Origin of the sequence: Desemzia sp. C1 (genome assembly GCF_020882875.1) — a bacterium.
Classification (GTDB): domain Bacteria; phylum Bacillota; class Bacilli; order Lactobacillales; family Carnobacteriaceae; genus Desemzia; species Desemzia incerta.
Genome location: NZ_JAJIZP010000003.1, coordinates 472,548 through 499,265 on the forward strand (window position 1 = coordinate 472,548; position 26,718 = coordinate 499,265).

Below are 26,718 nucleotides of genomic sequence, written 5' to 3' on the forward strand. Positions count from 1 at the left end.
CATGTTATTTCACCTCTCCTTTCAATTGCTGTTTGATATCCGTCAACCATTCTTCAATCAGTTGTTCAGACAGACCATAAATTTCCGCATCGATTTGGACTTGTGCCAACTTTTCCAACATCGCTTGTTTCACGTTATCATGCGGCTTCAAAGTAGCTCTATCTTGAATAAAATACCCTCTTTTGCTTTTGATCAGCATGCCTTCATCTACTAACAGGTTGTATGCTTTGTTCACAGTATGCATATTGATTCCCAAGTCGCTTGCCAGACTTCGAACACTCGGCAATCCATCCTCTACTGCTTGTCGATCCAGAATAATATTTTTTTTGATCTGATACATCAATTGCGTGTAGATAGGTGTTTCATCATGGGGATTGATTTTGATAATCATTATTCATCACCCTTCTGTTTGTTATATAATAAGTATAACAACAATTAAGAAATAGTCAATAAAAAACAAAAAACTCTTACGCTTTAATTTTCAGCGTAAGAGTTTTCCACATCTAATTCATCAAATCTAACCCATAATAGATATGATCATGTCTGTTTCCGTTGAATACGGCTATTTTAGGCATGCGTCCCCATTGAGAGAAACCATGTTTCAGAAGCATATTTTCGCTTCCTTGATTCCCTTCTACGATCATTGCAATAATCTGTTCGTATCCTATCTCTATAGCTTGATTGATCGTATGGCTGACCAGAAGAGATCCGATTCCTTGTTTGCGGTACTGTTTATTTACGTAGTAACTGATCTCTGTTACTTTTTCTACCGCTCTTCTTCCAGCTCGATAAGCACTTAAATGGCTGTATCCTGCAATATCTCCATCCACTTCATAGACAAACAATGGATATTCACTGGATTGATGCGATTCAAACCAAGGAACTCTTTCTTCTGTCGTGAATAGATCAATGTCGCAAGTAATTCCGCCTAACGAAACAGCGTCATTATAAATTCTTACTATGTCTGGTAAATCTGAAAGAGCAGCTTTGCGAATACCAGTTTTTGGCATAATATAGGTTACGTTTAACAATTTTAATTCTCCTTTTTTGTGACTTTCGTCAACCTATCTTCTACTCGCAAGTCCAATTCGAACCATCTAGTCTGTCTACTCTATAGGATCAAGTTTTTGGTTATGTAGTTCCCTTCATCTTTGCGGCAAATCAAATTATATACGGTAAAAGACTAAGAAACAATCCTTTTTTTCATAAAATTTTTGTCATTTTTTTGTACAAAAAAACTCCCTCTGTTAAAGAGAGAGTACGGAAATCTTTATAGCATGTTGGTTACAGAAAGAGCAGTAAAACTAGTATTATTTAGTGTAATAAACTTCTTCTAAGAACAATCCTTGAGCGGGCACTGTCTCGCCAGCTTGGCTTCTGACGCCGCTTTTAAAGATGGTATCTATATATTCCGGTTCCATCACTCCGGCTCCAATGTCCAAAAGAGTTCCCATAATAATTCTGACCATTTTATGCAAAAAACCATTTCCCGTGAAGGTAAAGCGGATGATGTTGCCTTCTCTTTGAATCTTGATTTCGTCAATCGTTCTGACAGTTGATTTTTTAGACTTCTTAAGAGAAGAAAAACCGATAAAGTCATGTGTACCTATCAGTTTTTCGCACGCTTCATTCATCTTATCGATATCTAGTTTATCTGGATACTGATAGCTGTAATTACGCTCAAATGCCGATGGGATCGTATTATTCCATATGCGATAACTGTAAGTCTTTCCAACCGCATTATATCGTGCGTGAAATCTTTCAGGTACTTCTTCTAGTTTCTTTACGACAATATCCTGTGGTAGATAACGATTAAGATAGTCCAGCATGTCTGTAAAAGCCATAGTCGAATCTGTTTTAAAATTAGCGATTTGTCCCTTGGCATGTGTCCCCGAATCCGTACGTCCTGATCCGATGATCTCCACTTTCGTTCCTGTCATGTTTGTTAAGATGTTTTCTATTTTCCCTTGAATCGTTTTATCTGAATTACTCAGTCTTTGCCAGCCTAAGTATCTGCCGCCATCGTACTCGATCGTCATTTTAATATTTTTCATGTTATCCCTCTTATCATCTGTATCTGCATTGCCTAATGTTTATACCTCAGTGATGCACAGTAGCTTGCAGTAAATCTTTGCTTTTTCATTCAAACTTAGTTTTATGTATGACTAACTTAGTCTATTTCACCAATCATCATACTCATTAAGCAAACGTCTAAATATTCTCCGTTGTCTCTTACTCCGCGCGGCATAATAGCTTCTAATTGAAATCCTAATTTTTCATACAAATGACGAGCCTTTTTATTTCTGGCTTGTACAGTCAGTTCCAGACGTTTGAGTTTTGACTGCTCATTTGCCCAGTAAATCAATTCTTCCATCATCGTCGTTCCTAATCCAAAGCCCCAATACTCTTTTGCAATCACAATTCCTACTTCCCCGATATGCTTCAGTTTTGGACTTGAAGAACCATGGATAGAAGCCGTACCAACGATTTTCCCGTCGATCAAGGCTACCAGCAAAACGTTATTATCCGACTCATACAGTTTGGCCAATTGTTCTTGTTCTTCTTCTACTGTAATGCCTGGGCCTTCTTCTCCCATCGTCATATACCCGGTTTCAAGAGCTGTGCTGCTTAAATGGGCTAAGATACCTTCCGCGTCTTTTGGAACAGCTTCTCTGATGACCACATCTACTTTTTCTCCCATACACTATTCTCCTTCTAGTTGTTTCCACTCTTCAATCAAAGCTTCATAGCGTTCACCTTTTGGGATAAAAGTGATTTTACGTTCCATCAGCTCTTCCCCTACTGGTTTTAATTGGACTTCTAAATGCTGTTCTGGAATATCTTCAGGGATAAACGTGGCCCATTCAATCACAGAGACGCCTTCTCCTTCAAAATATTCTTCTAAACCTAGATCTGTACCACCAGTTTCTTCTAAACGATAAACATCCATGTGGTAAAGAGGCACTCGTCCCTCATCATATTCGCGAATCAACGTATAGGTGGGACTTTTGATGACTCTTTTAATGCCCAATCCTTCAGCTAATCCTTTAGTGAAGGTTGTTTTTCCAGCACCTAGATTTCCTTCCAGCAATACAACATCCCCAGCATTCAACAGTTTTGCTAAGCTTGCGGCGATGTTTTTCGTTTCTTGTTCGTCTTTTGCGTAAAATGTCAGCATCAAACTCACCTTTCTTTAGACAAGTATTTATGGATTATTTTAACATTGATTCCAAAAGAAGTCTTTTACTTTCGAAAAACGAACCCGATTGAATTCAAAATCAACTCATAAAAAAAGACGCCCCTAAGAGCGCCTTTTTAGTCTATCCACTTTGGAGTGAACAACAGCAGATTATAGAGCTTGGTTAGCTGTGATGATCGCTGTTTTGTAAACATCTTCCTCGTTACATCCACGAGAAAGGTCAGAGATTGGTTTATTTAATCCTTGCAAGATTGGTCCAATAGCTTCAAAGTTACCAAAACGTTGAGCAATCTTGTAACCAATATTTCCTGATTGCAATTCTGGGAATACGAATACTGAAGCTTCTCCAGCAACGTTTGAACCTGGTGCTTTTTGATCTGCTACAGATTTAACGAATGCTGCATCAAATTGCATCTCTCCATCGATTTCGTATTGTGGAGCTAGTTCTTTAGCGATTCTTGTTGCTTCAGCTACTTTTGTAACTTCTTCAGCTTTAGCAGAACCTTTAGTTGAGAAGCTCAACAAAGCTACTTTAGGATCGATATTGAACATTTCTGCCGTTTTAGCGCTTTCAACAGCGATCTCAGCTAACTCTTGTGCAGAAGGGTTCACGTTGATTGCACAGTCAGAGAACAAGTATTTTTCTTGTCCACGGCCACGCATCATGATAAACGCACCACTTGTACGGCTAACGCCTGGTTTAGTTTTGATGATTTGCAATGCTGGACGAACAGTATCTCCAGTTGAGTGAACTGCTCCACTTACAAGAGCGTCTACTTTGCCCATGTGAGTCAACATTGTTCCGAAGTAGTTTTCGTCTTTCAAAACTTCGCGAGCTTGCTCCTCAGTTGCTTTTCCTTTACGACGTTCTACAAAAGCTTCTACCATTTCTTCCATTTCGCCATAGCTGCTTGGATCGATGATCTCGATATTTTCAACATCAAATCCATTATCTTTAGCCGATTGTTTGATTTCCTCAACGTTTCCTAAAAGTACTGGGTGTACTAGGTTTTCAGCTTGTAAACGTACAACTGCTCCTAAAATACGAGGTTCAGTTCCTTCTGGAAAAACCACGCGCACATTTTTTCCTAAAACTTTGGATTTTAAACTTTCAAATAGTTCCAATCTAATTCCCTCCAACATCGTTTTATACTACAGTTTCTATGATACTACTATATCACGAAAAAATACAGTTGTTTCAACTATCTTTTATACTTATTACGAATAAATCACGTTGTTGGCGAGCCCATGGGGCTCTAGGGCTGTAAATGTGGTTAAAATAAAAATCGTCAATAAGAAAGACTGCTGTATCAGCATTTTCTTATTGGCGATTTATCATTTTTGATATTTTGCGACTAACTAAAAAAGATAAGAGAAAAAGTGCCTCAAACTACTGAAACAGTAGTAAAATATGGTTATCAGACTCATATAAGGAGGTCACTTTTTCCATGAATAGAATAACACAATTATCATTATTTGAAAACCATGAATTAGGCGATTTAGAAAAGTTGAATGATGTATTAACTGCATTACCGGATGAAAACCTGTTAACTGCATTAGAAGAAGAACGCGGAAAGGGCAGAAATGATTATCCAGTTCATACCATGTGGCGTGCTTTCGTAGCTAGCTTTGTCTTTCAACATCGCTCTGTCGCTTCTTTGATTCGAGAGTTGAAGCGGAATAGCCAACTCAGAGAACTATGCGGATTTCAACCTCATTTTTCGCGCTCACAAAAAGGAAAGTATAGGGTTCAACTAGCTCCCACAGAAGCTGCTTTTTCTCGATTTTTAAAAAAGTTACTGCTCCATCAACACCTATTAGATGAGATGTTTACTGAATTGGTCACTAATTTATATGAAACACTGGATGGATTTGGGCAAACTTTAGCTTTAGATGGAAAAATTATCCCTTCTTATGCTACAAAACCAAATAAAAAAGTAGAATATGATGGCAGAAGAGATACTGAAGCAGATTTCACACTAAAACAATATACCACTACGACAGCCAATGGCGAGAAGATAACAAAGAAGAAAACATGGTTTGGTTATCGACTTCATTTAATCGTTGATGCAAATTATGAATTGCCTGTAGCCTACGAAGTGACTAAAGCATCTGAAGGCGAACCGACGGTCGCAAAAAGACTGATCAAACATTTTTCTACCTCACAAGCGAAACAGTGTGACTATCTTCTAGCTGACAGAGGATATGATGGAGCTCCATTATTAAGTCTCATTGAATCTAAAGAAATAATCCCTATTATTGATATTAAAAACCAGTGGGATAAAGATACGCTAACCAAACAATATCGAGATACAGATTTGATTTATACGTATAACGGAGCGGTTTCCTATGTCGATGGAAAAGGAAATGAGATAAAGCTAGCGTATAAGGGATATGATAAGAAAACAGATTCTTTACGTTATGGATTTAAACCTCAATATCAGGATAACCGGCTTTTCAGAATAAAATGTGAAGAAGACAGACGTATATTTAACAAAGTCGCTAGGGATAGTTTTAAGTTCAAACGAATCTACAAAAAGCGAACCTCTATTGAGCGAGTAAATGGACGAATCGATCGAGATTACCTATTTGAGAATCATACGATACGAGGAAAAAAGAAACTGAATCTTTTTGTGACAATGACTTTTCTCATTATGTTAGCCTTTGCGAAAGATAAGATCAGTAAAAACCATCTAGCTCATCTAACTGCTTGGGTAGCTTAATTTTTTAAAAAATTAGAAGGGATAGCTTATTTGGCGTGCGCAAAAATAAAAGCAGAGTTAAAAAACAGACGCTTTTTTTACACAAACCATGGAATGAACTGACTACTTTTCGCTATTTTACAAATAATGAAGCCTATGGCTTATTTCTATGCTAGTTATTTTCACAAAAAATGGTACAACGTAATTTATTCTATTACACAAATAACTTTTATTTATAGGATAAAACTATTACAGTTTCAAGGTGTTGTTTCTTTTGCTGCAACAGGCAATTTCCAATTGATCGGTTCCTGTCCGCTTTGTATCAAAGCTTCGTTCGTTTTAGAAAACGGCTTAGTTCCAAAAAAACCTCTTCTGGCAGATAAAGGACTTGGATGCGGCGATGTTAAAACAATGTGTTTCGTCTCATCAATCAACGTTCTTTTCTTAATAGAAGGATTTCCCCATAAGATAAACACAATCGGCTCCTCTCGTTCATTCAGCTTTTGAATCACAAAATCAGTCAACGCTTCCCAACCTTTTCCTTTGTGAGAATGAGACAGACCTTCTCTAACAGTCAGTACAGTATTCAGCAACAATACTCCTTCCTCTGCCCACGATTTTAAATAACCATGATCTACAGGTGGATACCCTAAGTCGGATTCCAATTCTTTATAGATGTTTTTTAACGAAGGCGGTACTTTTACCCCCGGTTTTACAGAAAAGCTCAGTCCGTGTGCTTGGTTTTCTCGAATGTAAGGGTCTTGTCCCAAAATGACAGCTTTGACTTTGCTGTAAGGCGTCCATTCGAATGCTTGCCAGATATTTTCTTTTTCTGGGTAAATAGTCTCTGTTTCGTATTCTTTTTTTAAAAATTCTCTCAATTGTTGGTAACTAGTAGTCTCACTAGCTTCTTTTAAAATAGGTGCCCAATCGTTTTCAACTGGAATCGTCACATTTATTCCTCTTTTCTATCTCTATTATCCTGTCTTTATCCTACAAGAGTTGTTTTTCTTTCACAAGAAATAACCCCTCCTTATTTTAATGTGCTATTTTGACTTTGTCATGCTAAACTGGAAGTAATCAAACAATTCTGGAGGCTGGAAAATGGTAAAATTGATCGTATCGGATATGGATGGAACATTGCTGAATGAAAAGATGCAGATTTCGATAGCAAATGCTTCAGCAATTCGCGAAGCAAAAAAAAGAGGGATTCCTTTTGTAGTAGCTACTGGACGTGGATACACGGAAGCTAAACCTTTATTGGAAGAAGTTGAATTGAACTGTCCGATCATAACCTTAAATGGTGCTCAAGTTTATGATGAACATGGAACGATTTTAAAAACGGCTGGCATCGACAAAGCTACAGCTCGTAAAATCCTGACAATTATCAGAGAGAACAATTTGTATTGTGAGATCACTACCGGTAAAGGAATCTTTTCAGACAATAGAGCAAAACGTATCGAGTCTGTTGCTTCTTTGCTTTTTGAAACGAACCCTGATACTACCTATAAAATGGCTGTCGTATTAGCTGCAGCTCGTTTGGAGATCATGAATATCCATTACATCGATAATTATGATAAATTGATTGAAGATGAGACGATAGATGTCTTGAAAATTATTGCATTCAGTCAAGATGGTGCAAAAACACTAAATCCTATTTCAGCTGAATTAAATATGATTGGTGATTTGGCTATCACTTCTTCTTTTGAGAATAATATCGAGATCAACCATATTGAAGCTCAAAAAGGCATTGCGGTTCGCGAGCTGGCTGATAGAATGGATATCGATTTGGAAGATGTGATGACGTTTGGGGATAACATCAATGACTTATCTATGCTGGAAATCACTGGATACAGTTTCGCTATGGAAAATGGCGCAGAAGAAGCAAAACGAGTAGCAAGGTACTTGACATCTTCTAACAGCGAAAATGGAGTTGCAGAAGGTATATCATTGATTTTCAATGACCGTTTAGAAGAGAAGTTGAACGTGAATTAAGTAAAAAACTTATTTACTACACATCTTATTAGTTCTACGTCAATAAAAATCTATCATTTAAAATACAAAAAGAGTTGGACGAGGCATTCTCGTCCAACTCTTTTTTTGTTATATGCTAGATTGGATAACCATAGCTTGTTCTTGAGCTTTTAAGCAAAGTTCTTGTGCTTTAAAGATGTGTTCTTGAGTCATTGCATGTTCCGTACGATTGATGCAGTCTTTAATCATTTCACCAAAGAATGGGAATCCTACTTCTCCAGCTAAAGAGTAATGCTTTTCTCCTTCAGCTGTTACCAAGTATAAATGATCTCCTGTTTCTTCACGCGCCACATCAATATATTTGCGGACCTCAATTGTCCCTTTTGTCCCGGTAATGAACACACGTCCATCTCCCCAGGTATTCAAGCCGTCTGGAGTGAACCAATCTACTTTAAATGATTAAAATAAGTCTGCATATCCTGCTTCTTTTAAATAGTCGCGAGAATCTGCTAAACAATCAAACGGATCGCGTCCATACTGCTCGTCTTGTTCTACCAGCAAATAACGAGCTCCGCTGGCGATACTTTGTTCAATGATCGCTGGCAAGTCCAATGTTCCTTGTCCTAATTCAGCAAATTGGATATTGTTAGTGAATGCATTCATGAAGTCTCCTCCATTGCCTTTCAATAACTCATCTACTGCTTCTTGAGGAACTGGAACGATTCGGTAATCTTTCAAATGAACCAAGTCCACTTTCCCAGCATATTCTTTCAATACTTCTACAGGATTGCGTCCTCCACGCTGCACCCAGTGAACATCTAATTCAAAGCTTCAATTCCCATTTCAGGGTGAAGGTAATGCGGAACAGTAGTGATAATAGCATCCACTTTTCCACTTTCCATCATTTCAATATAATCTTCATAGAAAGGAACTCCTGGATAATCTGTATTTGCAACAGCTTCTTTACTTGTGTCGATGTCGCAAATAGCCCCAATTTCCATACTTGGTACCATGCCGTCTTTGATAAATTTAGCATACATACTTCCTTGAGCTCCAAGTCCAATAATGCCAAGTCTAACTTTTTTTGTCATGTTAACTTCACCTGTCCTTAAATTTTTATTGTTTAAGTGCTTAGCCACCTTATTGCTTAAATCTTGCCTATTCAAATAATGATTTTATAACCGCTTTCATTGCTGGAAGATTAAAAGTCTTTATTTCTTTAAAGGTTCATAGAAATAAGACAGGTAGATTTTGTTACGCAATCGGTTTCTACTAACGCTCTTTTAGTATAACGCTTCCACTCCTCTATTTCATTGTCTCTCCATGTGCAGTTACCCAATTATAATTAACCGAAACCGCTTTCTTGTTTAAAGACACATATAATACAAGGTAACAGATTTTCATTTCGAACGTTATTTCATTAGAGACAAATCTATTCTGAAAGGAGTGAGTGTATGGGAACTGAAATACAGTGGTGGACTTCTGTCATAGAATTGATCAGTAATGTTGGTTTTCCAATTTTTATTTCATTGATTTTATTGCAGCGCATGGAAACCAAACTGGATGACGTGGTAAAAGCACTGCACGATTTGAGTACCGTCATCAAATCAGCTGCATAGTCAATTGTTTCTAAGCTAAAAGACAGCTTATCCAATAAGGATAAGCTGTCTTTTTATGGGTTTGTCGTTTAAAGCCAAAACGTTTTTCTCCACGCTCTTGGTCTTAAACGCGCTAAAAAAAAGCAGCTCACACTGCCAAGAGCTCTTTAAGGATGTTAGGTAAAGAGAACCTAACAGTCCTTAAAGAGATTTTGTTCGGTGAGCTGAACGTTTTTTTTTAGCGCTCTAATTTTTGAATGAGTGTAGTGGTGCTGGGATTCTTCCGCCTCTTTGGATGAAGGCTTCTGATCCGAATGGGTTTACGGCCATTACTGGGGCTGTTCCTAAGAGTCCGCCTAGTTCAACTCGGTCTCCTACTTTTGTTCCTGGTGCTGGGATAATACGCACAGCTGTCGTTTTATGGTTGGATACTCCAATAGCTGCCTCGTCCGCAATGATAGCAGATATTGTAGCGGCTGAAGTTTCTCCGGGTACTGCTACCATGTCTAATCCAACGGAACAAATAGCAGTCATAGCTTCTAATTTTTCGATGTTCAATGCGCCAATCTCCACCGCTTCAATCATTCCTTCATCTTCTGAGACTGGAATGAAAGCTCCCGACAGACCGCCTACATGACCACAAGCCATGACACCGCCTTTTTTCACTGCATCGTTCAACAACGCTAAAGCCGCTGTTGTCCCATGCGTCCCTACTCTCTCCAGTCCCATTTCTTCTAAAATACGACCAACAGAATCTCCTATTGCGGGTGTAGGAGCTAATGATAAATCTACGATACCAAATGGAACATTCAATCGTTCAGAAGCTACTTGCCCTACCAATTGCCCCATTCTTGTAATTTTAAAAGCTGTTTTCTTCACTGTTTCAGCCAAAATATCGAATGGTTCCCCTTTTACTTTCTCCAAAGCTTTCTTTACAACGCCCGGTCCGCTGATTCCGACACTTACTACACAATCAGCTTCTCCAACTCCATGATACGCACCGGCCATAAATGGGTTATCATCTACTGAATTAGCGAAAACGACTAGTTTTGCACAGCCAAGTCCTTGAGTATCTGCAGTCAATTCAGCCGTTTCTTTAATGATCTCTCCCATATCTCGAACAGCATCCATATTGATTCCTGCTTTGGTAGATCCAATATTAACAGAAGAACAAACTCTTTCTGTTTCTGCTAAAGCTCTCGGGATAGAGCGAAGAAGAATTTCGTCTCCTTTGTGATAGCCTTTTTCAACCAACGCTGAAAATCCGCCGATAAAGTTTACGCCTACTTTTTTTGCTGCTGCATCAAGGGTTTTAGCGTAAGCAACATAATCTTTATCAGATGAAGCCCCCGCGATGAGTGAAATAGGAGTGACTGAGATCCGTTTGTTGATGATCGGAACTCCATATTCCATTTCGATTTCTTCTCCTACTTTCACCAAATCTTTTGCTTTGGTGGTGATTTTATCGTAGATTTTTTGACGCGCTTTTTCTCCGTCTGCATCAATGCAATCCAATAATGAAATCCCCATCGTTATTGTACGAATATCCAAATTTTCTTCTTCAATCATGCGAACCGTTTCGACTATGTTTGTGATTTCCATTTTGTGTACTCCTTTTATAACGTGTGCATAGCATCAAAGATTTCTTGACGTTGGATGCGCACCTTTATTTCCAACTCTTCTCCTACAGCAGCAAGCTCTTCTTTTACTTGACTGAACTCTAATTCACTATTGGCCAAATCACACAATACCATCATGGTAAAGTAGCCTTCCATAATCGTTTGTGAAATATCGTTGATATTGATGTTCAAATCGCTCAATTTCTTGCTGACTCCTGCGACGATCCCTACTCTGTCTTTTCCGATAACTGTAACGATAGCTTTCATAACTGATTCCTCCTGAATAATCCGTTTTTTGTATCTTAGTCCAGTTTACCATTTTATGCGTTAAAGTTCTGTTACTTTCTCATTTCGCAAATCAAACAATAGTAATAGTCAGGTATTCGATTTTTCTTCTTTTTTTGGTATAATAAATATGGTATAGAATAGTCGTTATTTCTTAAACGATAAAGGTATATGTGTTGCTTATTTTCTAACACAATAAACTAAGTCATAATCGTTAGAGGTGTGGATAAAAATGGTTCGACTTTATATGAGAGAAGAATTTGTCTCCAAACAAGATAAAGTGATCGTGAAAAACCATGCTGGAGAAGATGTATTTTTAGCTGTAGGGACTTGGGGACGAGTAGGAGACTCAATTTCGCTATACGCTATGAACGGTTCGCTGCTTGTGAAGGTAAAACAAGCAACGCTCTCCTTATTGCCTAAATTTGATTTATATGTACGAGGAGAAAAAATCGGCACTATTACCAAGCATGTTGCTTTTTCTAAAACCTATTTCAAGGTTCATAAATTGAATTGGATAGTTTCTGGAGATTTTGAACGTGGCCATTACGTGATTCGCCGCGGTACCACTACCATTATGGAAATGGAAAAAAGTTGCTTTGCACGAGGCGATTTCTATGCCTTAACAGTCCATGAACCGCATCAAGCTCCTCTTTGTGTGGTCATTGCTTTGATCGTGGATCACTATGCGCGAAGACGCCAACAAGATTTCTTAACAGTTAAAAAGAAAAAAACGGTTGCGATACACCCGATTTAAAAATTGTCAAAACGGCATCAGAGCGAGTAGGCTCTGATGCCGTTTTTTGTAATGTAAAGTCTTTTAATCAATATTTTTTACCATGTGATCATATTCATGACCAACAATCGTAATGTTTTTTACTTTTTTGTACCCTTGCTTTTTGTACAACGCTTTTGCTTTTGGATTGGCTACATCACAATTTAACCCAATCGCAGACTCTCCTGCTTTTTTTGCCACAGCGGGTAATTCAGCCAATAGTTTAGTTGCTACCCCTTGTTTTCGAAAATCAGGATAAGTGTATAACATATCTAAATACCATTCTCCGGCTTCTGTTTCCAAATCAAACGTCAGATTGATCTTATGATGATAACCTCTATCAATCAGCAACTGTTTAAAACCTTGATCGATGCCTTCTTCCATTTCGCCTTTATACCCGTAAGCAAAGCCAGCGATTTCACCATCAATTTCATAAACAATCCCGTTGGCATAATGGAATCGAAAGTCTTCCTGTTTCATACTTTCACTTATTATTTCTTTTAACTCTGCTATAGGGATCTCTGTCACAAATGGAGCTTCCATGTCTCTCCAAATGGCTAGAATCCCTTCTATCAGTTTTTCTTTATCTTTCAACTCAGCTTGTCGTATCACTTTTTGCACCTCTTATTATTTGATTTTCTTTCAATCTATACTACATGAAAAATAATTGTTAAACAAACCCCACTGAAGAGACAGCTAAATCATTTCTTACCTGGTTTAACATTCTTATTGGTGGAGTATTCTGCTGCTAAACACCAACTAAATACTGTTTTCGTTGCTGCTTATCAAGCAGACACTTTCTACTTGACATCTCAGCACCTTTTTTACTTCAACTTCTCAAGCAGACACCGTCTACTTGATTCCCCGCATCTTTTTCACTCTAACTTGTTAAGTAGACCCCTTCTACTTCATATCCCAGCACCTTTTTCACTCTAACTTGTTAAGTAGAACCCTTCTACTTGATATCACAGCACCTTTTTCACTCTAACTTGTTAAGTAGAACCCTTCTACTTGATATCACAGCACCTTTTTCACTCTAACTTGTTAAGTAGACTCCTTCTACTTGATATCACAGCATCTTTTCCACTCCAACTTCTCAAATAGACACCGTCTACTTGAGATCCCCGCATCTTTTTCACTCTAACTTATTAAGTAGATCCCCTCTAAACAACTTCTCCTTACTACTCCTACTCAAAACGCTTTAGCAGTGGTTGGTTAATAATTGAAAAAATAGTATACTATAGATGAAACATCCCTATTCTACTAGAGAATAGGTCTACCATTTGATGTACAAAGGAGGTTTTTCTAATGTTTTTGACTATTACAGATGCTGCACACGAGCGGATCAAAAAAGCTGAATCTTCCAACTCAGGTGATTTAACCGTCTATTATGAATCAAAAGTTGGATGCGAGTGTGGAAATACAGGTATTTTTACTCTTCAGTTACAAAACACTCCAAACCCTGACATGGACGGCGAAATCGAAACATCTCTTGGTAAATTGTCGATACAAAAATGGAGTCTTTCCTATTTAGATCAACAGATGACCTTAGATTATAAACCGGCAAAAAATACGCTCGAATTAAAAGGTGAATCTGGTATGCTGAACCCGAACGTCATCATCACAGATCAAGAAGGACAACAGCTGCTTTAAGCAATGGTATGGACTTTTTGTAAAAAATGCGTTATAGTATAATCACTTACAAATAATAAGAATAATTCAAACGAAAGAAGGCATCCCATGTTTTTAACGGTAACTGAATCAGCTCAAGAACGCTTAACTCACATTCAAGAGCAGCATAAAGGGCAATTGGCTCTTTCTTACAACGATGTTCCAGGTGGTTTTGCATGTGGGATCAGAGGAGAATTTTCTTTAAAATTAGTAACTTCTGATCATCCAGAACTAGACACACCTATCGAGTCTACTATTGGTGATGTCTACACTCAAAGTACGCACTTAGACGACTTGAATGAAAATATAAAATTAGATTACAAAAAAGACAAAAACACTTTATACCTGACTGGCGACGCTGGTATGATCAATCCAGACATTGCTGTTGTGGATGACACTAACAACAAATTATACTAAAAAAAACTCCGAGAATCGTATCTGATTCTCGGAGTTTTTGTTTAATTGATTTCTTCTTTTATTTTTTTAGCTATCTCTAACGGAATACCTAATTGAGTGATCTCTTCCACATCGGCTTCACGGATATTTTTCACGGATTTAAAATGTGTCATGATTTTCTTTCTTCGTTTTGGTCCGATACCGGCTATTCTGTCTAATCTAGAAGCGACACTGTTTTTGCTGCGCACTTTACGGTGGAAAGTGATCGCAAATCTATGAACTTCATCTTGTATTCGTTGAACAAGATGAAACGCATGGCTGGTCGGTTCTAGCGGAACGATTTGATGGTATTCTCCAAATATCAACGAGGATGTTCTATGTTTGTTGTCTTTTACCATCCCAGCTACTGGAATGTCTAAGCCCAACTCATTTTCCAACACATCGATCGCTCCATTGACTTGAATCTTGCCCCCATCCATTAAAATCAGGTCTGGCAATCGGCTGCCTTCTTTCAGCAAACGCGAGTATCTTCTGCGGACGACTTCTTTAGTTGTTGCCAACTCATTACTTCCCTCAACGGTTTTAATGTTGTATTTTCGGTATTGGCTTTTATCCGGGGATCCGTCTTTAAACGAAACCATTGCTGAAACCGGACTTGTACCTTGGATGTTGGAATGGTCAAAGGCTTCGATTCGATGAATATAAGGAATACCTAAAGCTTCTGACAATTCTTCTATCGCACCAACAGTCTTCTTGTCATCCATTTCAATCAATTTGAATTTCTCATTCAATGCGACTTCACTATTTTTGGTCGCTAGATCCAGCATATCTTTCTTACGCCCTTTTTGCGGAGTCCGAACCGAAATCTGCAATACCTCTTCTAAAACATCAGTGTCCATTCCTTCAGGCACCAGAATCTCTTTTGGCAAGATATGATTTTTCTCTTGATAGAACTGAACGATGTAAGAAGCTAATTCTTCTTGGGGTGTATCGTAACAAGGAAAAATAGTCGCTTCTCTTTTGATCAATGTTGCTTGACGGATAAAGAATGTCTGAATGGATATCCATCCTTTATTCATATAGAAACTAAACACATCTCTAGGCGTAGGATCATTAGTAATGATATTTTGTCTTTCCACAGTGGTTTCGATGTGTTGAATTTGATTCCGGTACTCTGCCGCTCTTTCAAACTCAAGTTTTTCTGCAGCTTCTTTCATCCGGCTGCGCAACTCTGTTTTGATTTCTTTTACATCGCCATTCAAAAAGCGTCTGATACGATCAATTTGAGCTTTGTATTCTTCTTCTGGAATTTCATGATCGCACGGACCAATACATTGTCCGATATGGTAGTAAAGACAAGCTCTGGTTTGCCGTCCGTTACATTTTCTGAGGGGATAGATTTTTTGGATCAATTGCTGTGTCTCAGAAGCAGCATAAACGTTTGGGTATGGCCCAAAGTAATAGCCTCCATCTTTTTTGACATCAGAAGTAATGATTAATTGTGGATTACGCTCATTGGTAATTTTAATATATGGATAATGTGTACCTTGTTTTAGTTTAATATTGTACTTCGGCTGATGTTTTTTGATCAGTGTGATTTCCAATAACAGTGACTCTTTTTCTGTCTGCGTGATGATCGTTTCAAAATCTCGGATCTCTTCTACCAATAATTGAGTCTTTCCTTCGTGGCTTCCTTTGAAATAAGAACGAACACGATTTTTTAAGTTTTTAGCTTTTCCAATATAAATAATTTCATTGTCTTTATTTTTCATCACATAACAACCTGGTAAATCAGGTAGTAACATGAGTTTATTGTTAATAAGGTCGCTTGCCATTTACTAAATTCTCCTGTCTACTTGTATTATGTGTCATTTATTTTTTAAAAAAATCGGAATTTTAGTTACTATCGTATGACTTCTATTATATCAGTAATTGAAAAACAACGACAGATGTGAGCTCTGTCGTTGTTTTTTTGTAACAATATTTAGTTCTTTTTTTGACTGAATAAATACAGCTGATTGAAATTGTTGAAATCAGAGTATCCAACGAACACTTCTTTATAGACGTATTTCTTGCCTAATTTGTGTTCTTGCGCTTCTACTTGCTGGTGAATATCTTCAGCAATGGCTTGATAAAGTGCATCTATCTCACTTTCTTCAAGTTCGCCATACTTTTCTTCCCATGCATCTAAAAAAGCATCTTCGTCTTTATCTTGATAAAAATCAATATCTATTGTATTTTCCATTTTCATCACCTGTTTAGCTCATTTTAGTCTAAAATTTTGATTGTGATCGTTCTTCTTCCCCAGCTCAATGCTTGTTGAACAGTTGAGAAGTGAATATCGATTTTATTTCCTTTGATTGCTCCACCAGTATCTCCAGCAATAAATACACCATATCCTGGAATCTCTACTTTAGAACCTAAAGGAATGACGCTTGGATCAACTGCGATTACGCGCGAGTTGACTCTCAAATCAATACCAGTTGCCGTATGAGTGCTCAACCCAGCTTGTTGTGTTGAGTAACCAGTTGCTGAAACGACAATCGTTTTGCTTGATGAACTATTTTCTGTTTTTGCAGGTTCTGGTTTCTCTTCTGTTTTCTTGTTGCTGACTGGATTTTCTTCTTTAACAGCTACTTTAGTTGTGGAAGGTGCTGTTTTTTCTGTTGAAACAGTTTGTGTTGCAACAACTTTTTCATTGTTTACTTTTTCAGCTTCAGCTGCAGCTTTCTCAGCTTCTGCTTTTTCTTTAGCTAAACGTTCTTCTTCTGCTAAGCGCGTTTCTTCAGTAGCTCTTTCTTTATCTAATTGATCTAATAAAGCTTTATTTTCATCCATTGTTTGTTGCAAGCTCGCAACTTCTTTGTTTAACTCTTCTTTTTGTTCTTGAGCTAATTGTGATTGCTCTTTCAATTCAGCAATTTCTGCTGCTTGTTCTTCTTTTAAAGCTTCCAATTCTTCAGCTTCTTCTTGCGCCATGTCTACTTGGTCATTTCCAGCAGATTGAAGCGTCATAAGTACATAAGCTCTATTCAAAAAGTCAGTAACACTTTCTGATTCAATCAGACTAAGTACAGTGTTTTGATTGACTTCTGTTGTTTGGATCGTTTTTAGTCGATCTTTTGCTTGTTCTAAACGTTCTTCAACGATTTCTTCTTGTGCTGCAATTTCTTTCCCTGTTTCTTCTACTGTATTTTCTAGAGTGACCATTTCTTGTTCGACCAATTCCAGTTCAGCATTTTTTGCATTTACTTCACTCAATTTGTCGTTGATTTGGTTGTCTAGCAAAATCATTTCACTCTGTTTAGATTGTTGTTGTATTTTGATTTCTTCTAAAGTTGCTGCTTCTCCTACTGTTGGAACAAAAACTGTCATCATCATTCCAAGCACTAAACAAAAACTCATGGTTCTCTTCTTCATAAGACAACGCCTTTCTAAATGTTTTTTATATTTTTTATCCGTTTCCTTAAGCCTTCTACATTATACCCAATAATCTAGTTTACTACATTTCTTTCCTTTTACTTTTTATTACAATATCTATTTGTAGTATAATGGTTCTGTAACATTACATAAGGGGGAAGAAAAATGTCGAATAAAATCTATTATGCCAGTCCGCTTTTTTCAGAAATGGAATATACTTATAATGAATTTTTAATAAATAAAATTCGCGAGCACTATCCTGAAGTTGAGGTTTATGCTCCTCAAGAACAAGGTGACATCAATGATAAAAACGCTTATGCAGATTCTATTGCTATCGCCAAATATGATACCGATGCTTTACTAAGCAGTTCTTTAATGGTAGCTGTATTAGACGGTCCTGCAATCGATGTCGGAGTAGCTTCAGAGATCGGTGTAGCTTACCAAGCTGGAATACCGATTGTCGGCTTATTCAGTGATTCTCGTCAACAAGGAGCAACCAATAAACAAAAATTAGACGCCTTGCAACAGCCGGCAGAGTCGCAATTTGCGTACATTAATCTTTATACAGTCGGCTTGATAAAAATGAATGGAGCAATCTACACTAACTCTGCTGACTTATTGAAAGGCATTCAGTCATATTTGTAACACGTCTGACATCTTTCTGAACATTCTAATTTGCTTAAAAACCTTGCTACATTTCAAATTTTAGACAAAAATACCTCATTCCAGTAAGATAAACTTATAAAAGTTTCTTACAGGAATGAGGTCTTTTTATGTCAACAGAGAGAATTGGTTTAATCGATATCGGTTCCAACACCGTTCGGTTGGTTATTTTTGAAACAGACGCTTATTACAATCTTCATGAATTGCAAAACATTAAAACTCCTGCTCGTTTGTATTTATACCTTTCAGAAGAGAAAATCTTAAACCAAGAAGGTATCGACAAATTAACCGAAATCATGCACAGCTTTAAACAAGTAGCGATTCAATACGAAGTAGACACTTTGATGCCGGTAGCTACTGCAGCTATAAGGCAATCAAAAAATCAGCAAGAAATTTTAGACCATATTAAAGAAGAAACTGGCATCAAAATTACTTTATTGGCTGAAGAACAAGAAGCCTATTACGGGAATTACGCCGTACTGCACTCTATCGACGAGCCAAATGGAGTTACAATAGACATTGGTGGAGGAAGTACAGAAATCACTTATTTTGAAGACAAGAAATTAGTGCATTCTACTAGTTTCCCTTTTGGAGTCGTCACACTGAAAGAGATGTTTTTTGACGGAAAAGCTCATAATGACCGTAAAGCGATCAAGAAAGCGAACAGTTTTATTCAAGAACAATTTTCTTCTCTTCCTTGGATCCAAGAGAAAAAAGTCCCTGTTATTGCTATCGGCGGGAGCGCAAGGAATATTGCCAATATCCATCAGCGGATGATTGATTATCCGTTTGCCGGGATTCATGGTTACCAAATGGAAAGAGAACATTTAAGTAAAACATTAGATACATTGGAAGATCTTGATACCGACGAGTTGAATGATTTAGATGGTTTGAGCCGTGACCGGACAGATATTATTTTGCCGGCAAATCTAGTGTTCAATGCTTTATTCGATACTGTAAAAGCCTCTGCTTTTATTTTCAGCAATAAAGGATTGCGCGAAGGGGTCATAATGGAGTACTTGAACATTCACCACAATCACCCATTCGATTTGCATGAAATTCGTAAACAAACCGTAGAACGCACTGCTCGCTTATATAATATTCATCCTATGGTCGCTAGACAGCGGGTCTCTATCGCAGATAAATTATTCTCTGTCCTAGCCAATGAAAATATTTTAGAAGCTGATGCGTATTGGAAAACGTGTTTGCGTTCTGGATCTTACTTGTATTACTTGGGCAGTTACATCGACAACGATGCTCAATCTCAAAATACTTTTTACATTATTGCCAACAGCAACTTAGCTGGTTTGAACCATAAAGACCGCGTTATATTGGCTCTCTTAGCAAGTTATAAAAACAAGTCTTTATTGAAGCAGTACATCAAAGAAATAAAAGACTGGTTCACAGAGGATGAACTTACCCTGCTGCATCATCTTGGCGGCATTATCAAATTCAGTGAAGCTTTAAATGATTCCCATATCAATGTCGTCAAAGATCTGGCTATTGAAAAAACAGATGATGACACTTATACCCTTCGTATTGTTCATAAAGGCGATGTTTTAGCTGAGGAGTACAGGGCCAATAGACAGAAAAAACATTTAGAACGCATATTAGATGCAAAAGTGGATATTCAATTTATAGAGGCTGATGACCCGGTTTATACGTCTTAACAGCTTCTTCAAAGGGGGGTAGAGGAATGTCAAAAATAGACTATGCGAATCCAGAATTATATGAAAACAGAGAATTGAGTTGGCTGGATTTTAATTACCGGGTTTTATCGGAGGCCGACTCTCAACAAAACCCTTTATTAGAACAGCTGCGGTTCCTTGGAATCGGGAGTTCGAATCTAGACGAATTTTTTATGGTTCGTGTAGCGGGATTACAAGATCAAGTAAAGTCCAATTACACTCAAACTGATAACAAGACTCAATTATCTCCTGAGGAACAATTAGAAGCTATTTCGGTAAAAAATCGCTTAAATGTAGAATATCAGTATTCACTATATAAAGAAGTGACCCAAGAATTGACCCAGTATGGTGTTTTTTTCAAATCCATCAACGACTTATCTCCTGAAGAAAAACAGTTGGCAGAAAATGTTTTTTTCGAGCTGGTTTTTCCAACATTGACGCCTTTAGGTATTGATGCTTATCGCCCTTTTCCTAATTTGCAAAATAAGTTGATCAACGTCTTCGTCCATTTAGAAAAAGATGGGGCATCAGAAATAGCGGTCGTTCCTTTACCTGCTTTAGCGGACCAATTCGTTCCGATTGAAATCGGTGATGAAGTCACTATCCTCTATACAGAAGATTTAGTGACTCATTATATCGGTTCTTTGTTCAACGGCTACACGGTCACTAGCACCTTCAATTTTCGGGTAACTCGCAATGCAGATTTGGAGATCCACGAACAAGGTGCTGAAGATTTGCTCATTGTGATTGAAGATTATTTGAAAGAGCGAAAAAAAGGGATGGCTGTTCGTTTAGAAGTCGACTTCAGGAATCCTTATAAAACTATCCAAGAAGATATCGATTATTTAACAACTGCATTGGAACTGGAAGCCCGAGATGTCTATCTGATGGATGGTCCGTTAGATTTGACTGTTTTAGGTGACATCGCAACCTATCTTTCAGAGAGGCTGCCGACTTTGAGTTACCCGCCTTTTTCTCCAGTGTACCCTGAAGAATTGATCGACAAAACCATTTATGAACTAGCGGATGAAAAAGACCTCTTTTTTCATCATCCGTATGATTCCTTTTATCCGATCGTCGAGTTTATCCAGCAAGCAGCTGAAGATCCGCATGTGTTGGCGATCAAACAAACGCTGTACCGAGTCAGCAGCGATTCTCCTATCGTCCAAGCACTGAAACAAGCGGTTGATAACGGGAAACAAGTAACTGTGCTAGTGGAATTAAAAGCTCGCTTCGATGAGGAACGAAATGTTCAATGGGCAAAAGAACTAGAAGAAGCCGGTTGTCACGTGATTTATGGCATGAACAATCTTAAAACGCATAGTAAAATTTCTTTAGTGGTCAAAAAGAACGGCAACACTCTTACCCGCTATGTTCATTTAGGAACCGGAAATTACAATGATTCTACAGCTAAATTGTATACAGACATGGGACTGATTACTACCAATAAGGAAATTGGAGAAGATGCCACCAATTTTTTCAACTATTTGAGCGGTTATTCCCAACAGCCTGTTTATAACCATTTGTCTGTATCCCCATTTGATATCCGGGATTCTTATATAGAAGATATTGATACAGAAATAGCTTTTCATCAACAATTCGGGAATGGGCATATGATTGCTAAAATGAATTCTTTAACGGACAAAGTCGTGATAGAAAAATTGTATGAAGCCAGTCAAGCTGGTGTTAAAATCGACTTGATCATTCGAGGAATCTGTTGCTTGCGGTCACAAATCCCTGGAGTTAGCGAAAATATTCGTGTAGTCAGTATTGTCGGCCGCTTTTTGGAACACAGTCGGATTTACTACTTCCGTCATAACGGAGCGCATAAGTTGTATTTATCTTCTGCAGATATGATGACACGAAATATGGTCAAGCGCGTTGAGATTGAGTTTCCCATTTTAGATGACGAAATCAATCAAACTATCTTATCTATCTTAGAGGTTTATTTAAAAGATAACGTAAAAGCACGCCAACAACTGGCGGATGGTTCTTATCAATTGATCCAAAATGATGCGCCTTTAGTAAACAGTCAACAATACTTTATGGAACAAGTCGTCAATGAACGGGATAAAAGAGGCTTTTTTGAATCAAATTAAACAAACACGCATCTTCTTTCATCGAAGATGTGTGTTTTTGTTATGAAATGTTGTCATTGGGTATAGTGAAGAATGGCTTTTCTTAAGAATGCTGCCGCTCCGATTCCTGCTTGCTCATCGTAATAAGCCGTAAATCTTGGATCATCTACATACATTTGCGCTAAGCCTCTGTGGGCTTCTTTAGAATAAGTCGGCCAACTATAAGACAACCATTCCTTATGCAAATGGGCTAACTGAAGACTTTCTTCATTGGTTGGGTCATTTGTCTGCATCGCTTTTTTCAATGCTGTGAGAATCTGCTCAGCCAACTCCTGCATCAATTGATAGTCTTCCTGTCTTAGCCCAGCTAATTTTTGATTCGATTTTTCTATAGTATCCCTGCCGTATTTCTCCCTGATTTCTTTACCATACTGCTTCTCGTTCTTTTCAATGGCTTCTTGTTTAAAGCCTTCGAATTTTTCTTCATCTGTCATTTTTGTTTCTCCTCTCTTGCTGGCTAAGGTTTTATCAATCGTTTCGAGTAACAGATCCAGTTGAGCTTTTTTTGCCGCTAGTTGTTGGCGATGATTTTCCAAAGCCTTTTGAGTATCAAATTCCGGATCGTCCATGATACGCAGAATCTCTTCGAGCGGCATATCTAAATGACGGTAAAATAAGATTTGCTGAAGCTTTTCCACTTCTTCCTCGCCATAGATTCGGTATCCATTTGAACTTTTTCGTTTGGGATGCAATAAGCCGATTTCATCATAATACCGAAGTGTTCGTTTGCTGACCCCAGCCAACCGGCTCAATGCGTTTACCGTGTACTCCATTCACGCTCCCCCTTCCTTGATATCCATTTTAAACCTTTACGTAACGTGAAGGTCAAGAACAAAAAAAGATTCTGCCTGTGATATGGCAGAATCTTTTTTGTTAAGCGGTTTTTTTCACTAAACTAATACCCCATCCGATAAGGAATCCTATTAAAGAAGGAATAATCCATCCTAGTCCGACTTCAAATAAAGGCAAATGTTCAGTAAGAAAAGCTAAGCTGTTTTGTATCCAATTGTAATCACTGAGGAAAGCTGGAGCTGCTTTGAAAAAATCTGCCAAACTAACTGGCAACGTAAATAACGTCGTACACACATACACGATCTGACGATTCTTAAATAACGGTGACAGAATAGCCAGTAAGATCAATGTAATCGCAAATGGGTAAAGCAGCATCAATACAGGCAACGAATAAGCAATAATGCTGGTCAATCCAACGTTTGCTACCACTCCTGAAACAATACTCAATACGACCACATAACCTTTGTAGCTGAGTAATCTAGGAAACATCTCGTGGAACGTTTCCGATCCGGCAGTGATCAGTCCGATAGCCGTTTTTAAACACGCTACCGTAACAATAACAGCTAGTAAAATACTGCCAAATGTCCCAAAGTAATGATTTGAGATTTGAGCAAGTGCGATTCCGCCATTCTCTGAAATCGGGAACTGTCCAATACTCATGGTTCCTAAATACGCCAAGCTGGCATAAATGATCCCCATCAAAACAACACTTAAAAACCCTGATTTAATAGTGTCTAAAGCGATCTGAGAAGGTTTTGTGACCCCTAAGTCTTTGATCGTTTGGATGACGATCACTCCAAAGGCTAAGGAAGCTAAAGCATCCATTGTGTTATACCCTTCCAAAAAGCCATTAACAAATGGTGCTGCGGTATAAGGTTCGCTGACCATTACATCGTTGATTGAGCCTAACGGACGAATAAATGCTGTAACGATCAAAATACCTAAGAACACCAAAAACAGCGGGTTTAGTACTTTACCGACATACATTAAAATTTTGGTTGGTTTTAATGATAACAATAATGCTGTTCCAAAAAATAAGAGCGTAAATACCGCAAGAGCGATTGTTCGGTAGTTTTCTGGTACATAAGATGAAAATCCAACCTCAAAAGAAGTTGTTGCTAAACGCGGTGTCGCGAAAAACGGACCAATCGTCAAATAAAGTGCGATCGTCATAAAATAAGCATAAATAGGGTGAACACGACTAGCTAAATCAAACAGACTATTGCTGTTGGTGATTCCCATAGCGACGATCCCTAAGAAAGGCAAACCGATCCCGGTAACTAAAAATCCTATAATAGCTGAATGCACTTCGGCTCCGGCGAGTTGTCCCATATGGACTGGAAAAATCAAATTCCCAGCTCCAAAGAAAAGCCCAAACAACATAGACCCTATTGTCAGATAGGATGCTGCTGTTAATTTTGTTTCATTTTTCATTATTTTCTCCCTTCATTTCATCTAGATTCGAATAGTCTTATAATAACGTCTTTTCCCTTCGGCGACAACAAGAATATTTTCCCAAAACTTCTGCTCTCTTTGTTATACTGTCATTGAAAAGGTATTACCTTACAGACCATGAGTTAAGTGAAAGGAAGCAGACAAGACATGACGACAATTCAAGATATTGCTCATTTGGCAAACGTATCTTCCGCTACTGTATCAAGAGTGATCAATAAAAATGGTTACGTCAGCAAATCCACTAAAGAGAAAGTGAAACAAGCTATTCAAGAACTCGATTATGTCCCCAACAGCCAAGCCGTTTCATTGAAAAAAGGCTCTACTAAAACCTTAGGCATCATCTCGACCGACTTTTTTGATACAGCTTCTGTTTTATTAAGAAGTTTCACGATGGAAGCACAAAAAGAAGGCTATAATGTCACTATTTTCATTACCAATCAAAACAAACAAAAAGAATTAGATGCATTAGAAATGTTGAAAAGCAAACAACTAGATGGTATTTTTTTGCTTTATCGAACAAACGAATGGGAGATTATCGAGAAGTATGAAAAGTATGGTCCCATCGTTACCCTAAACCGAGTGGATTCAGATATTATCCCTTCTGTTTACATGGATCAGTACAGCGGCTACTTATTAGGATTGGAACATCTGTACAATACTGGGTGCCGAAAAATCATCAATTTATATAGCAATGAATCTGGATTGAACACTCAAATCAGAATCAAGACTTTTGAAGAGTTTGCTCAAAAGTACCATTTACCTTCTCATGATCCTTCTTTATTTATCAACCTTGCCGGCACCAAAGACGGAGCCCAAGCCGCACGTTGGTTTCATCAGCAAACTGAAAAACCTGACGCTTTTATGTGCGCCTCTGATTCAGTAGCTGCTGGTTTCGTAGCTGAAGCCATGCACTTAGGGTACATAGCTGGAGAAGATTATTCAATTATCGGCTTTGACAATATTTTCTTATCTGAAATGCTGGACATCACCACTATCCATTACCCCGTTGATTTGCAAGCCGAGAATGCTTTCCACTTGATCTACCAACGATTGGTCAACAAGGAACAAGAAGTCCAGCCCTTAGATTTCAAATTGATCCAAAGAGGATCTACGAAAAGAACGATTCATTAAAAAAATGAACCATCAGGCATGAATAATATGCCTGATGGTTCATTTTTTTAATAACTTTTATCGTAATCCACTAAGTTACGCGGCAGTTCTTCTCCTTCAACAAAAGCTCGGATATTTTCTTCAAAAATATTGAATAATCTTGTATTATAATGCTCTGCATTTCCTGAAATATGGGGAGTGACCAAAACGTCTTTTCTATCCCACAATGGACTATCTTCTGGCAGAGGTTCTGTTTCAAAAACATCCAACCCGGCAAAGGAGACTTTTCCATCGTCTAAAGCTTGGATCAAGTCTTCGGTGTTTACAGTCGGACCTCTTCCCACATTGATAAACAACGTACCCTCTTTCATTTCAGCAAACATTTTTTGGTCGAAAAATGCTTTGGTCTCTGAAGTCAAAGGTAAAATATTCACTACCACATCTGCTTTTTTTAAATGGTCGATCATATCCGGTTGTCGGAAAATATGATCCATATATTCTACTTCTCGACCACTGCGGTTGATTCCAATAGTTTTCATGTTAAAGGCTTTTGACAATCTCCCAAGTTCTTTTCCAATATTTCCCGTCCCCACGATCATGATGGTTTTTCCAGAAAGCTCAATAAGCCGTTGGTCTTCTCTCCAATGGTGTTGAGCTTGATCTGCAATGGCTTGCTGAATTTTTCTGCAGTAGGCCAATAACATACCGATAACCGACTCGGCGATTGGAACACTGTGGATCCCGCTAGCGTTCGTCAACAGGATAGAACGTTCTTTTAATGTATCCAGATCCATATAATCCACACCTGCTGAAGATACTTGAATCCATTTCAGCTGACCTTCTGTTTCAAGTAAACCTGCTTCTTCAGCTTTCTTTTTATCCCATCCATAAACGATTTCTATATCTTCTACCGGAAAATCGTTCTCTCCATCATTGCTGTTTATGACCTTATGATCGGGTGCTAGTTCTTTCAGCTTTTCTAAGTGTTCCGGTTTAATGTCATTTAATAGCCAAATCCCTTTTTTACTCATTATTATTCCCCCTTTTTATAGCTTCTCACTTTTCTATTATGTCATTTTTCTGATTGTTAGAAAAGAAATCCCTCTTTTGGGGTGGGCTCGCTTAGTGCTTGCTTGGTTCTTACTCACATTTCCAACTCTTCTGAACCGGTTCTTGTGAGTCAGAAGTGCGTTCCCGCATACGATTAAGTATCAAAGTCCACTTATACGAAAA

At 38.0% G+C, this 26,718-nt stretch carries 29 protein-coding genes; 10 read left to right on the forward strand and 19 right to left on the reverse strand.

The genetic code is table 11. The features are described from left to right. Positions 1-4 precede the first annotated feature (4 nt). The 6 genes from LMF32_RS02630 to pta all read right to left on the reverse strand — a co-directional run bounded on the left by LMF32_RS02630 (position 5) and on the right by pta (position 4,324). Positions 5-391 (reverse strand): GntR family transcriptional regulator, encoded by a 387-nt coding sequence (locus LMF32_RS02630; protein ID WP_230523766.1) that lies wholly within the window; start codon positions 389-391, stop codon positions 5-7. A 112-nt stretch (positions 392-503) separates the two neighbouring features. After that, a complete protein-coding gene (locus LMF32_RS02635; RefSeq protein WP_230523767.1) occupies positions 504-1,031 on the reverse strand; it encodes a GNAT family N-acetyltransferase in 528 nt (175 codons plus the stop codon). A 279-nt stretch (positions 1,032-1,310) separates the two neighbouring features. Further along, positions 1,311-2,054 carry a tRNA pseudouridine(38-40) synthase TruA gene (gene truA, locus LMF32_RS02640; protein WP_188203915.1) on the reverse strand — a complete coding sequence of 248 codons (744 nt, stop codon included), beginning with the start codon at positions 2,052-2,054 and terminating at the stop codon, positions 1,311-1,313. 116 nt (positions 2,055-2,170) lie between these two features. Next, positions 2,171-2,701 carry a GNAT family protein gene (locus tag LMF32_RS02645; protein ID WP_188203916.1) on the reverse strand — a complete coding sequence of 177 codons (531 nt, stop codon included), beginning with the start codon at positions 2,699-2,701 and terminating at the stop codon, positions 2,171-2,173. 3 nt (positions 2,702-2,704) lie between these two features. Next, positions 2,705-3,178, reverse strand: coding sequence for a tRNA (adenosine(37)-N6)-threonylcarbamoyltransferase complex ATPase subunit type 1 TsaE (gene tsaE / locus LMF32_RS02650; protein ID WP_092479195.1), 474 nt, complete (start codon positions 3,176-3,178; stop codon positions 2,705-2,707). 171 nt (positions 3,179-3,349) lie between these two features. After that, a complete protein-coding gene (gene pta, locus LMF32_RS02655) occupies positions 3,350-4,324 on the reverse strand; it encodes a phosphate acetyltransferase (RefSeq protein ID WP_230523768.1) in 975 nt (324 codons plus the stop codon). 323 nt (positions 4,325-4,647) lie between these two features. Here pta and LMF32_RS02660 point away from each other — a divergent pair, with 323 nt between their 5' ends. Beyond that, positions 4,648-5,922, forward strand: a complete 1,275-nt coding sequence (locus tag LMF32_RS02660; RefSeq protein ID WP_230523769.1) for a transposase — start codon at positions 4,648-4,650, stop codon at positions 5,920-5,922. 236 nt (positions 5,923-6,158) lie between these two features. On the opposite strand, the gene LMF32_RS02665 is transcribed toward LMF32_RS02660, so the two are convergent. After that, positions 6,159-6,848 (reverse strand): uracil-DNA glycosylase, encoded by a 690-nt coding sequence (locus LMF32_RS02665; protein WP_280521781.1) that lies wholly within the window; start codon positions 6,846-6,848, stop codon positions 6,159-6,161. A gap of 157 nt (positions 6,849-7,005) precedes the next feature. Between LMF32_RS02665 and LMF32_RS02670 the strand changes: the two genes are divergently transcribed. After that, entirely contained in the window at positions 7,006-7,896 is an 891-nt protein-coding gene (locus tag LMF32_RS02670; RefSeq protein ID WP_230523770.1) for a Cof-type HAD-IIB family hydrolase, read from the forward strand. Positions 7,897-8,004: 108 nt separating this feature from the next. On the opposite strand, the gene LMF32_RS02675 is transcribed toward LMF32_RS02670, so the two are convergent. From LMF32_RS02675 to LMF32_RS02685, 3 genes are read right to left on the reverse strand one after another with little or no spacing between them, the layout of a single operon-like run. Then, the gene (locus LMF32_RS02675; protein WP_230523771.1) at positions 8,005-8,277 is read right to left on the reverse strand and encodes a hypothetical protein; all 273 of its coding nucleotides are present in this window, start codon (positions 8,275-8,277) and stop codon (positions 8,005-8,007) included. 57 nt (positions 8,278-8,334) lie between these two features. Then, the gene (locus tag LMF32_RS02680; protein ID WP_230523772.1) at positions 8,335-8,682 is read right to left on the reverse strand and encodes a hypothetical protein; all 348 of its coding nucleotides are present in this window, start codon (positions 8,680-8,682) and stop codon (positions 8,335-8,337) included. Positions 8,683-8,693: 11 nt separating this feature from the next. Then, positions 8,694-8,966: a Gfo/Idh/MocA family oxidoreductase gene (locus LMF32_RS02685; protein WP_230523773.1), complete on the reverse strand. Its 273-nt coding sequence runs from the start codon at positions 8,964-8,966 to the stop codon at positions 8,694-8,696. A 363-nt stretch (positions 8,967-9,329) separates the two neighbouring features. Here LMF32_RS02685 and LMF32_RS02690 point away from each other — a divergent pair, with 363 nt between their 5' ends. Next, positions 9,330-9,494 (forward strand): YvrJ family protein, encoded by a 165-nt coding sequence (locus LMF32_RS02690; RefSeq protein WP_092479180.1) that lies wholly within the window; start codon positions 9,330-9,332, stop codon positions 9,492-9,494. Between the two features lie 225 nt (positions 9,495-9,719). Here LMF32_RS02690 and LMF32_RS02695 read toward each other — a convergent pair whose 3' ends face one another. Both LMF32_RS02695 and LMF32_RS02700 read right to left on the reverse strand, forming a co-directional pair. Next, positions 9,720-11,075, reverse strand: coding sequence for a PFL family protein (locus LMF32_RS02695; protein WP_230523774.1), 1,356 nt, complete (start codon positions 11,073-11,075; stop codon positions 9,720-9,722). A gap of 14 nt (positions 11,076-11,089) precedes the next feature. Next, a complete protein-coding gene (locus LMF32_RS02700; protein WP_188203924.1) occupies positions 11,090-11,359 on the reverse strand; it encodes an ACT domain-containing protein in 270 nt (89 codons plus the stop codon). Between the two features lie 250 nt (positions 11,360-11,609). Here LMF32_RS02700 and LMF32_RS02705 point away from each other — a divergent pair, with 250 nt between their 5' ends. Further along, positions 11,610-12,134 carry an LURP-one-related family protein gene (locus tag LMF32_RS02705; protein WP_188203925.1) on the forward strand — a complete coding sequence of 175 codons (525 nt, stop codon included), beginning with the start codon at positions 11,610-11,612 and terminating at the stop codon, positions 12,132-12,134. Between the two features lie 63 nt (positions 12,135-12,197). On the opposite strand, the gene LMF32_RS02710 is transcribed toward LMF32_RS02705, so the two are convergent. Beyond that, complete coding sequence (locus LMF32_RS02710) at positions 12,198-12,764, reverse strand: GNAT family N-acetyltransferase (protein WP_230523775.1); 567 nt, start codon at positions 12,762-12,764, stop codon at positions 12,198-12,200. 696 nt (positions 12,765-13,460) lie between these two features. Between LMF32_RS02710 and LMF32_RS02715 the strand changes: the two genes are divergently transcribed. After that, complete coding sequence (locus tag LMF32_RS02715) at positions 13,461-13,805, forward strand: iron-sulfur cluster biosynthesis family protein (RefSeq protein WP_230523776.1); 345 nt, start codon at positions 13,461-13,463, stop codon at positions 13,803-13,805. Between the two features lie 87 nt (positions 13,806-13,892). Then, complete coding sequence (locus tag LMF32_RS02720) at positions 13,893-14,240, forward strand: iron-sulfur cluster biosynthesis family protein (RefSeq protein WP_230523777.1); 348 nt, start codon at positions 13,893-13,895, stop codon at positions 14,238-14,240. A gap of 41 nt (positions 14,241-14,281) precedes the next feature. Here the strand turns inward: LMF32_RS02720 and uvrC are convergent, their stop codons facing one another. The 3 genes from uvrC to LMF32_RS13555 all read right to left on the reverse strand — a co-directional run bounded on the left by uvrC (position 14,282) and on the right by LMF32_RS13555 (position 17,639). After that, positions 14,282-16,054 (reverse strand): excinuclease ABC subunit UvrC, encoded by a 1,773-nt coding sequence (gene uvrC / locus LMF32_RS02725; RefSeq protein WP_230523778.1) that lies wholly within the window; start codon positions 16,052-16,054, stop codon positions 14,282-14,284. A 149-nt stretch (positions 16,055-16,203) separates the two neighbouring features. Then, the gene (locus LMF32_RS02730) at positions 16,204-16,464 is read right to left on the reverse strand and encodes a hypothetical protein (protein WP_092479164.1); all 261 of its coding nucleotides are present in this window, start codon (positions 16,462-16,464) and stop codon (positions 16,204-16,206) included. A 23-nt stretch (positions 16,465-16,487) separates the two neighbouring features. Next, positions 16,488-17,639, reverse strand: coding sequence for a 3D domain-containing protein (locus LMF32_RS13555; RefSeq protein WP_278046253.1), 1,152 nt, complete (start codon positions 17,637-17,639; stop codon positions 16,488-16,490). Positions 17,640-17,804: 165 nt separating this feature from the next. Here LMF32_RS13555 and LMF32_RS02740 point away from each other — a divergent pair, with 165 nt between their 5' ends. The 3 genes from LMF32_RS02740 (at position 17,805) to LMF32_RS02750 (ending at position 22,089) form a co-directional block, all read left to right on the forward strand. Beyond that, a complete protein-coding gene (locus LMF32_RS02740) occupies positions 17,805-18,284 on the forward strand; it encodes a nucleoside 2-deoxyribosyltransferase (RefSeq protein WP_092479160.1) in 480 nt (159 codons plus the stop codon). 128 nt (positions 18,285-18,412) lie between these two features. Further along, a complete protein-coding gene (locus LMF32_RS02745; protein WP_188203930.1) occupies positions 18,413-19,972 on the forward strand; it encodes a Ppx/GppA family phosphatase in 1,560 nt (519 codons plus the stop codon). Between the two features lie 26 nt (positions 19,973-19,998). Next, positions 19,999-22,089, forward strand: a complete 2,091-nt coding sequence (locus tag LMF32_RS02750; protein ID WP_230523779.1) for an RNA degradosome polyphosphate kinase — start codon at positions 19,999-20,001, stop codon at positions 22,087-22,089. Between the two features lie 53 nt (positions 22,090-22,142). Here LMF32_RS02750 and LMF32_RS02755 read toward each other — a convergent pair whose 3' ends face one another. After that, positions 22,143-22,901, reverse strand: coding sequence for a MerR family transcriptional regulator (locus LMF32_RS02755; protein WP_188203932.1), 759 nt, complete (start codon positions 22,899-22,901; stop codon positions 22,143-22,145). 100 nt (positions 22,902-23,001) lie between these two features. Continuing rightward, on the reverse strand, positions 23,002-24,354 hold the full coding sequence (brnQ, locus tag LMF32_RS02760) for a branched-chain amino acid transport system II carrier protein (RefSeq protein WP_230523780.1): 1,353 nt from the start codon (positions 24,352-24,354) through the stop codon (positions 23,002-23,004). 168 nt (positions 24,355-24,522) lie between these two features. Here brnQ and LMF32_RS02765 point away from each other — a divergent pair, with 168 nt between their 5' ends. Further along, positions 24,523-25,506: a LacI family DNA-binding transcriptional regulator gene (locus LMF32_RS02765; protein WP_230523781.1), complete on the forward strand. Its 984-nt coding sequence runs from the start codon at positions 24,523-24,525 to the stop codon at positions 25,504-25,506. A 47-nt stretch (positions 25,507-25,553) separates the two neighbouring features. Here the strand turns inward: LMF32_RS02765 and LMF32_RS02770 are convergent, their stop codons facing one another. Continuing rightward, the gene (locus tag LMF32_RS02770) at positions 25,554-26,516 is read right to left on the reverse strand and encodes a phosphoglycerate dehydrogenase (protein WP_230523782.1); all 963 of its coding nucleotides are present in this window, start codon (positions 26,514-26,516) and stop codon (positions 25,554-25,556) included. Positions 26,517-26,718 lie beyond the last annotated feature (202 nt).

Excerpts from the sequence above, each read along its gene's own strand:
- LMF32_RS02630 (WP_230523766.1), bottom strand. The coding sequence starts at position 391 with ATGATTATCAAAATCAATCCCCATGATGAAACACCTATCTACACGCAA.
- truA (WP_188203915.1), bottom strand. The coding sequence starts at position 2,054 with ATGAAAAATATTAAAATGACGATCGAGTACGATGGCGGCAGATACTTA.
- LMF32_RS02645 (WP_188203916.1), bottom strand. The coding sequence starts at position 2,701 with ATGGGAGAAAAAGTAGATGTGGTCATCAGAGAAGCTGTTCCAAAAGAC.
- tsaE (WP_092479195.1), bottom strand. The coding sequence starts at position 3,178 with ATGCTGACATTTTACGCAAAAGACGAACAAGAAACGAAAAACATCGCC.
- LMF32_RS02660 (WP_230523769.1), top strand. The coding sequence starts at position 4,648 with ATGAATAGAATAACACAATTATCATTATTTGAAAACCATGAATTAGGC.
- LMF32_RS02670 (WP_230523770.1), top strand. The coding sequence starts at position 7,006 with ATGGTAAAATTGATCGTATCGGATATGGATGGAACATTGCTGAATGAA.
- LMF32_RS02685 (WP_230523773.1), bottom strand. The coding sequence starts at position 8,966 with ATGACAAAAAAAGTTAGACTTGGCATTATTGGACTTGGAGCTCAAGGA.
- LMF32_RS02690 (WP_092479180.1), top strand. The coding sequence starts at position 9,330 with ATGGGAACTGAAATACAGTGGTGGACTTCTGTCATAGAATTGATCAGT.
- LMF32_RS02695 (WP_230523774.1), bottom strand. The coding sequence starts at position 11,075 with ATGGAAATCACAAACATAGTCGAAACGGTTCGCATGATTGAAGAAGAA.
- LMF32_RS02700 (WP_188203924.1), bottom strand. The coding sequence starts at position 11,359 with ATGAAAGCTATCGTTACAGTTATCGGAAAAGACAGAGTAGGGATCGTC.
- LMF32_RS02705 (WP_188203925.1), top strand. The coding sequence starts at position 11,610 with ATGGTTCGACTTTATATGAGAGAAGAATTTGTCTCCAAACAAGATAAA.
- LMF32_RS02715 (WP_230523776.1), top strand. The coding sequence starts at position 13,461 with ATGTTTTTGACTATTACAGATGCTGCACACGAGCGGATCAAAAAAGCT.
- LMF32_RS02720 (WP_230523777.1), top strand. The coding sequence starts at position 13,893 with ATGTTTTTAACGGTAACTGAATCAGCTCAAGAACGCTTAACTCACATT.
- uvrC (WP_230523778.1), bottom strand. The coding sequence starts at position 16,054 with ATGGCAAGCGACCTTATTAACAATAAACTCATGTTACTACCTGATTTA.
- LMF32_RS02730 (WP_092479164.1), bottom strand. The coding sequence starts at position 16,464 with ATGGAAAATACAATAGATATTGATTTTTATCAAGATAAAGACGAAGAT.
- LMF32_RS13555 (WP_278046253.1), bottom strand. The coding sequence starts at position 17,639 with ATGAAGAAGAGAACCATGAGTTTTTGTTTAGTGCTTGGAATGATGATG.
- LMF32_RS02740 (WP_092479160.1), top strand. The coding sequence starts at position 17,805 with ATGTCGAATAAAATCTATTATGCCAGTCCGCTTTTTTCAGAAATGGAA.
- LMF32_RS02745 (WP_188203930.1), top strand. The coding sequence starts at position 18,413 with ATGTCAACAGAGAGAATTGGTTTAATCGATATCGGTTCCAACACCGTT.
- LMF32_RS02750 (WP_230523779.1), top strand. The coding sequence starts at position 19,999 with ATGTCAAAAATAGACTATGCGAATCCAGAATTATATGAAAACAGAGAA.
- LMF32_RS02755 (WP_188203932.1), bottom strand. The coding sequence starts at position 22,901 with ATGGAGTACACGGTAAACGCATTGAGCCGGTTGGCTGGGGTCAGCAAA.
- brnQ (WP_230523780.1), bottom strand. The coding sequence starts at position 24,354 with ATGAAAAATGAAACAAAATTAACAGCAGCATCCTATCTGACAATAGGG.
- LMF32_RS02765 (WP_230523781.1), top strand. The coding sequence starts at position 24,523 with ATGACGACAATTCAAGATATTGCTCATTTGGCAAACGTATCTTCCGCT.
- LMF32_RS02770 (WP_230523782.1), bottom strand. The coding sequence starts at position 26,516 with ATGAGTAAAAAAGGGATTTGGCTATTAAATGACATTAAACCGGAACAC.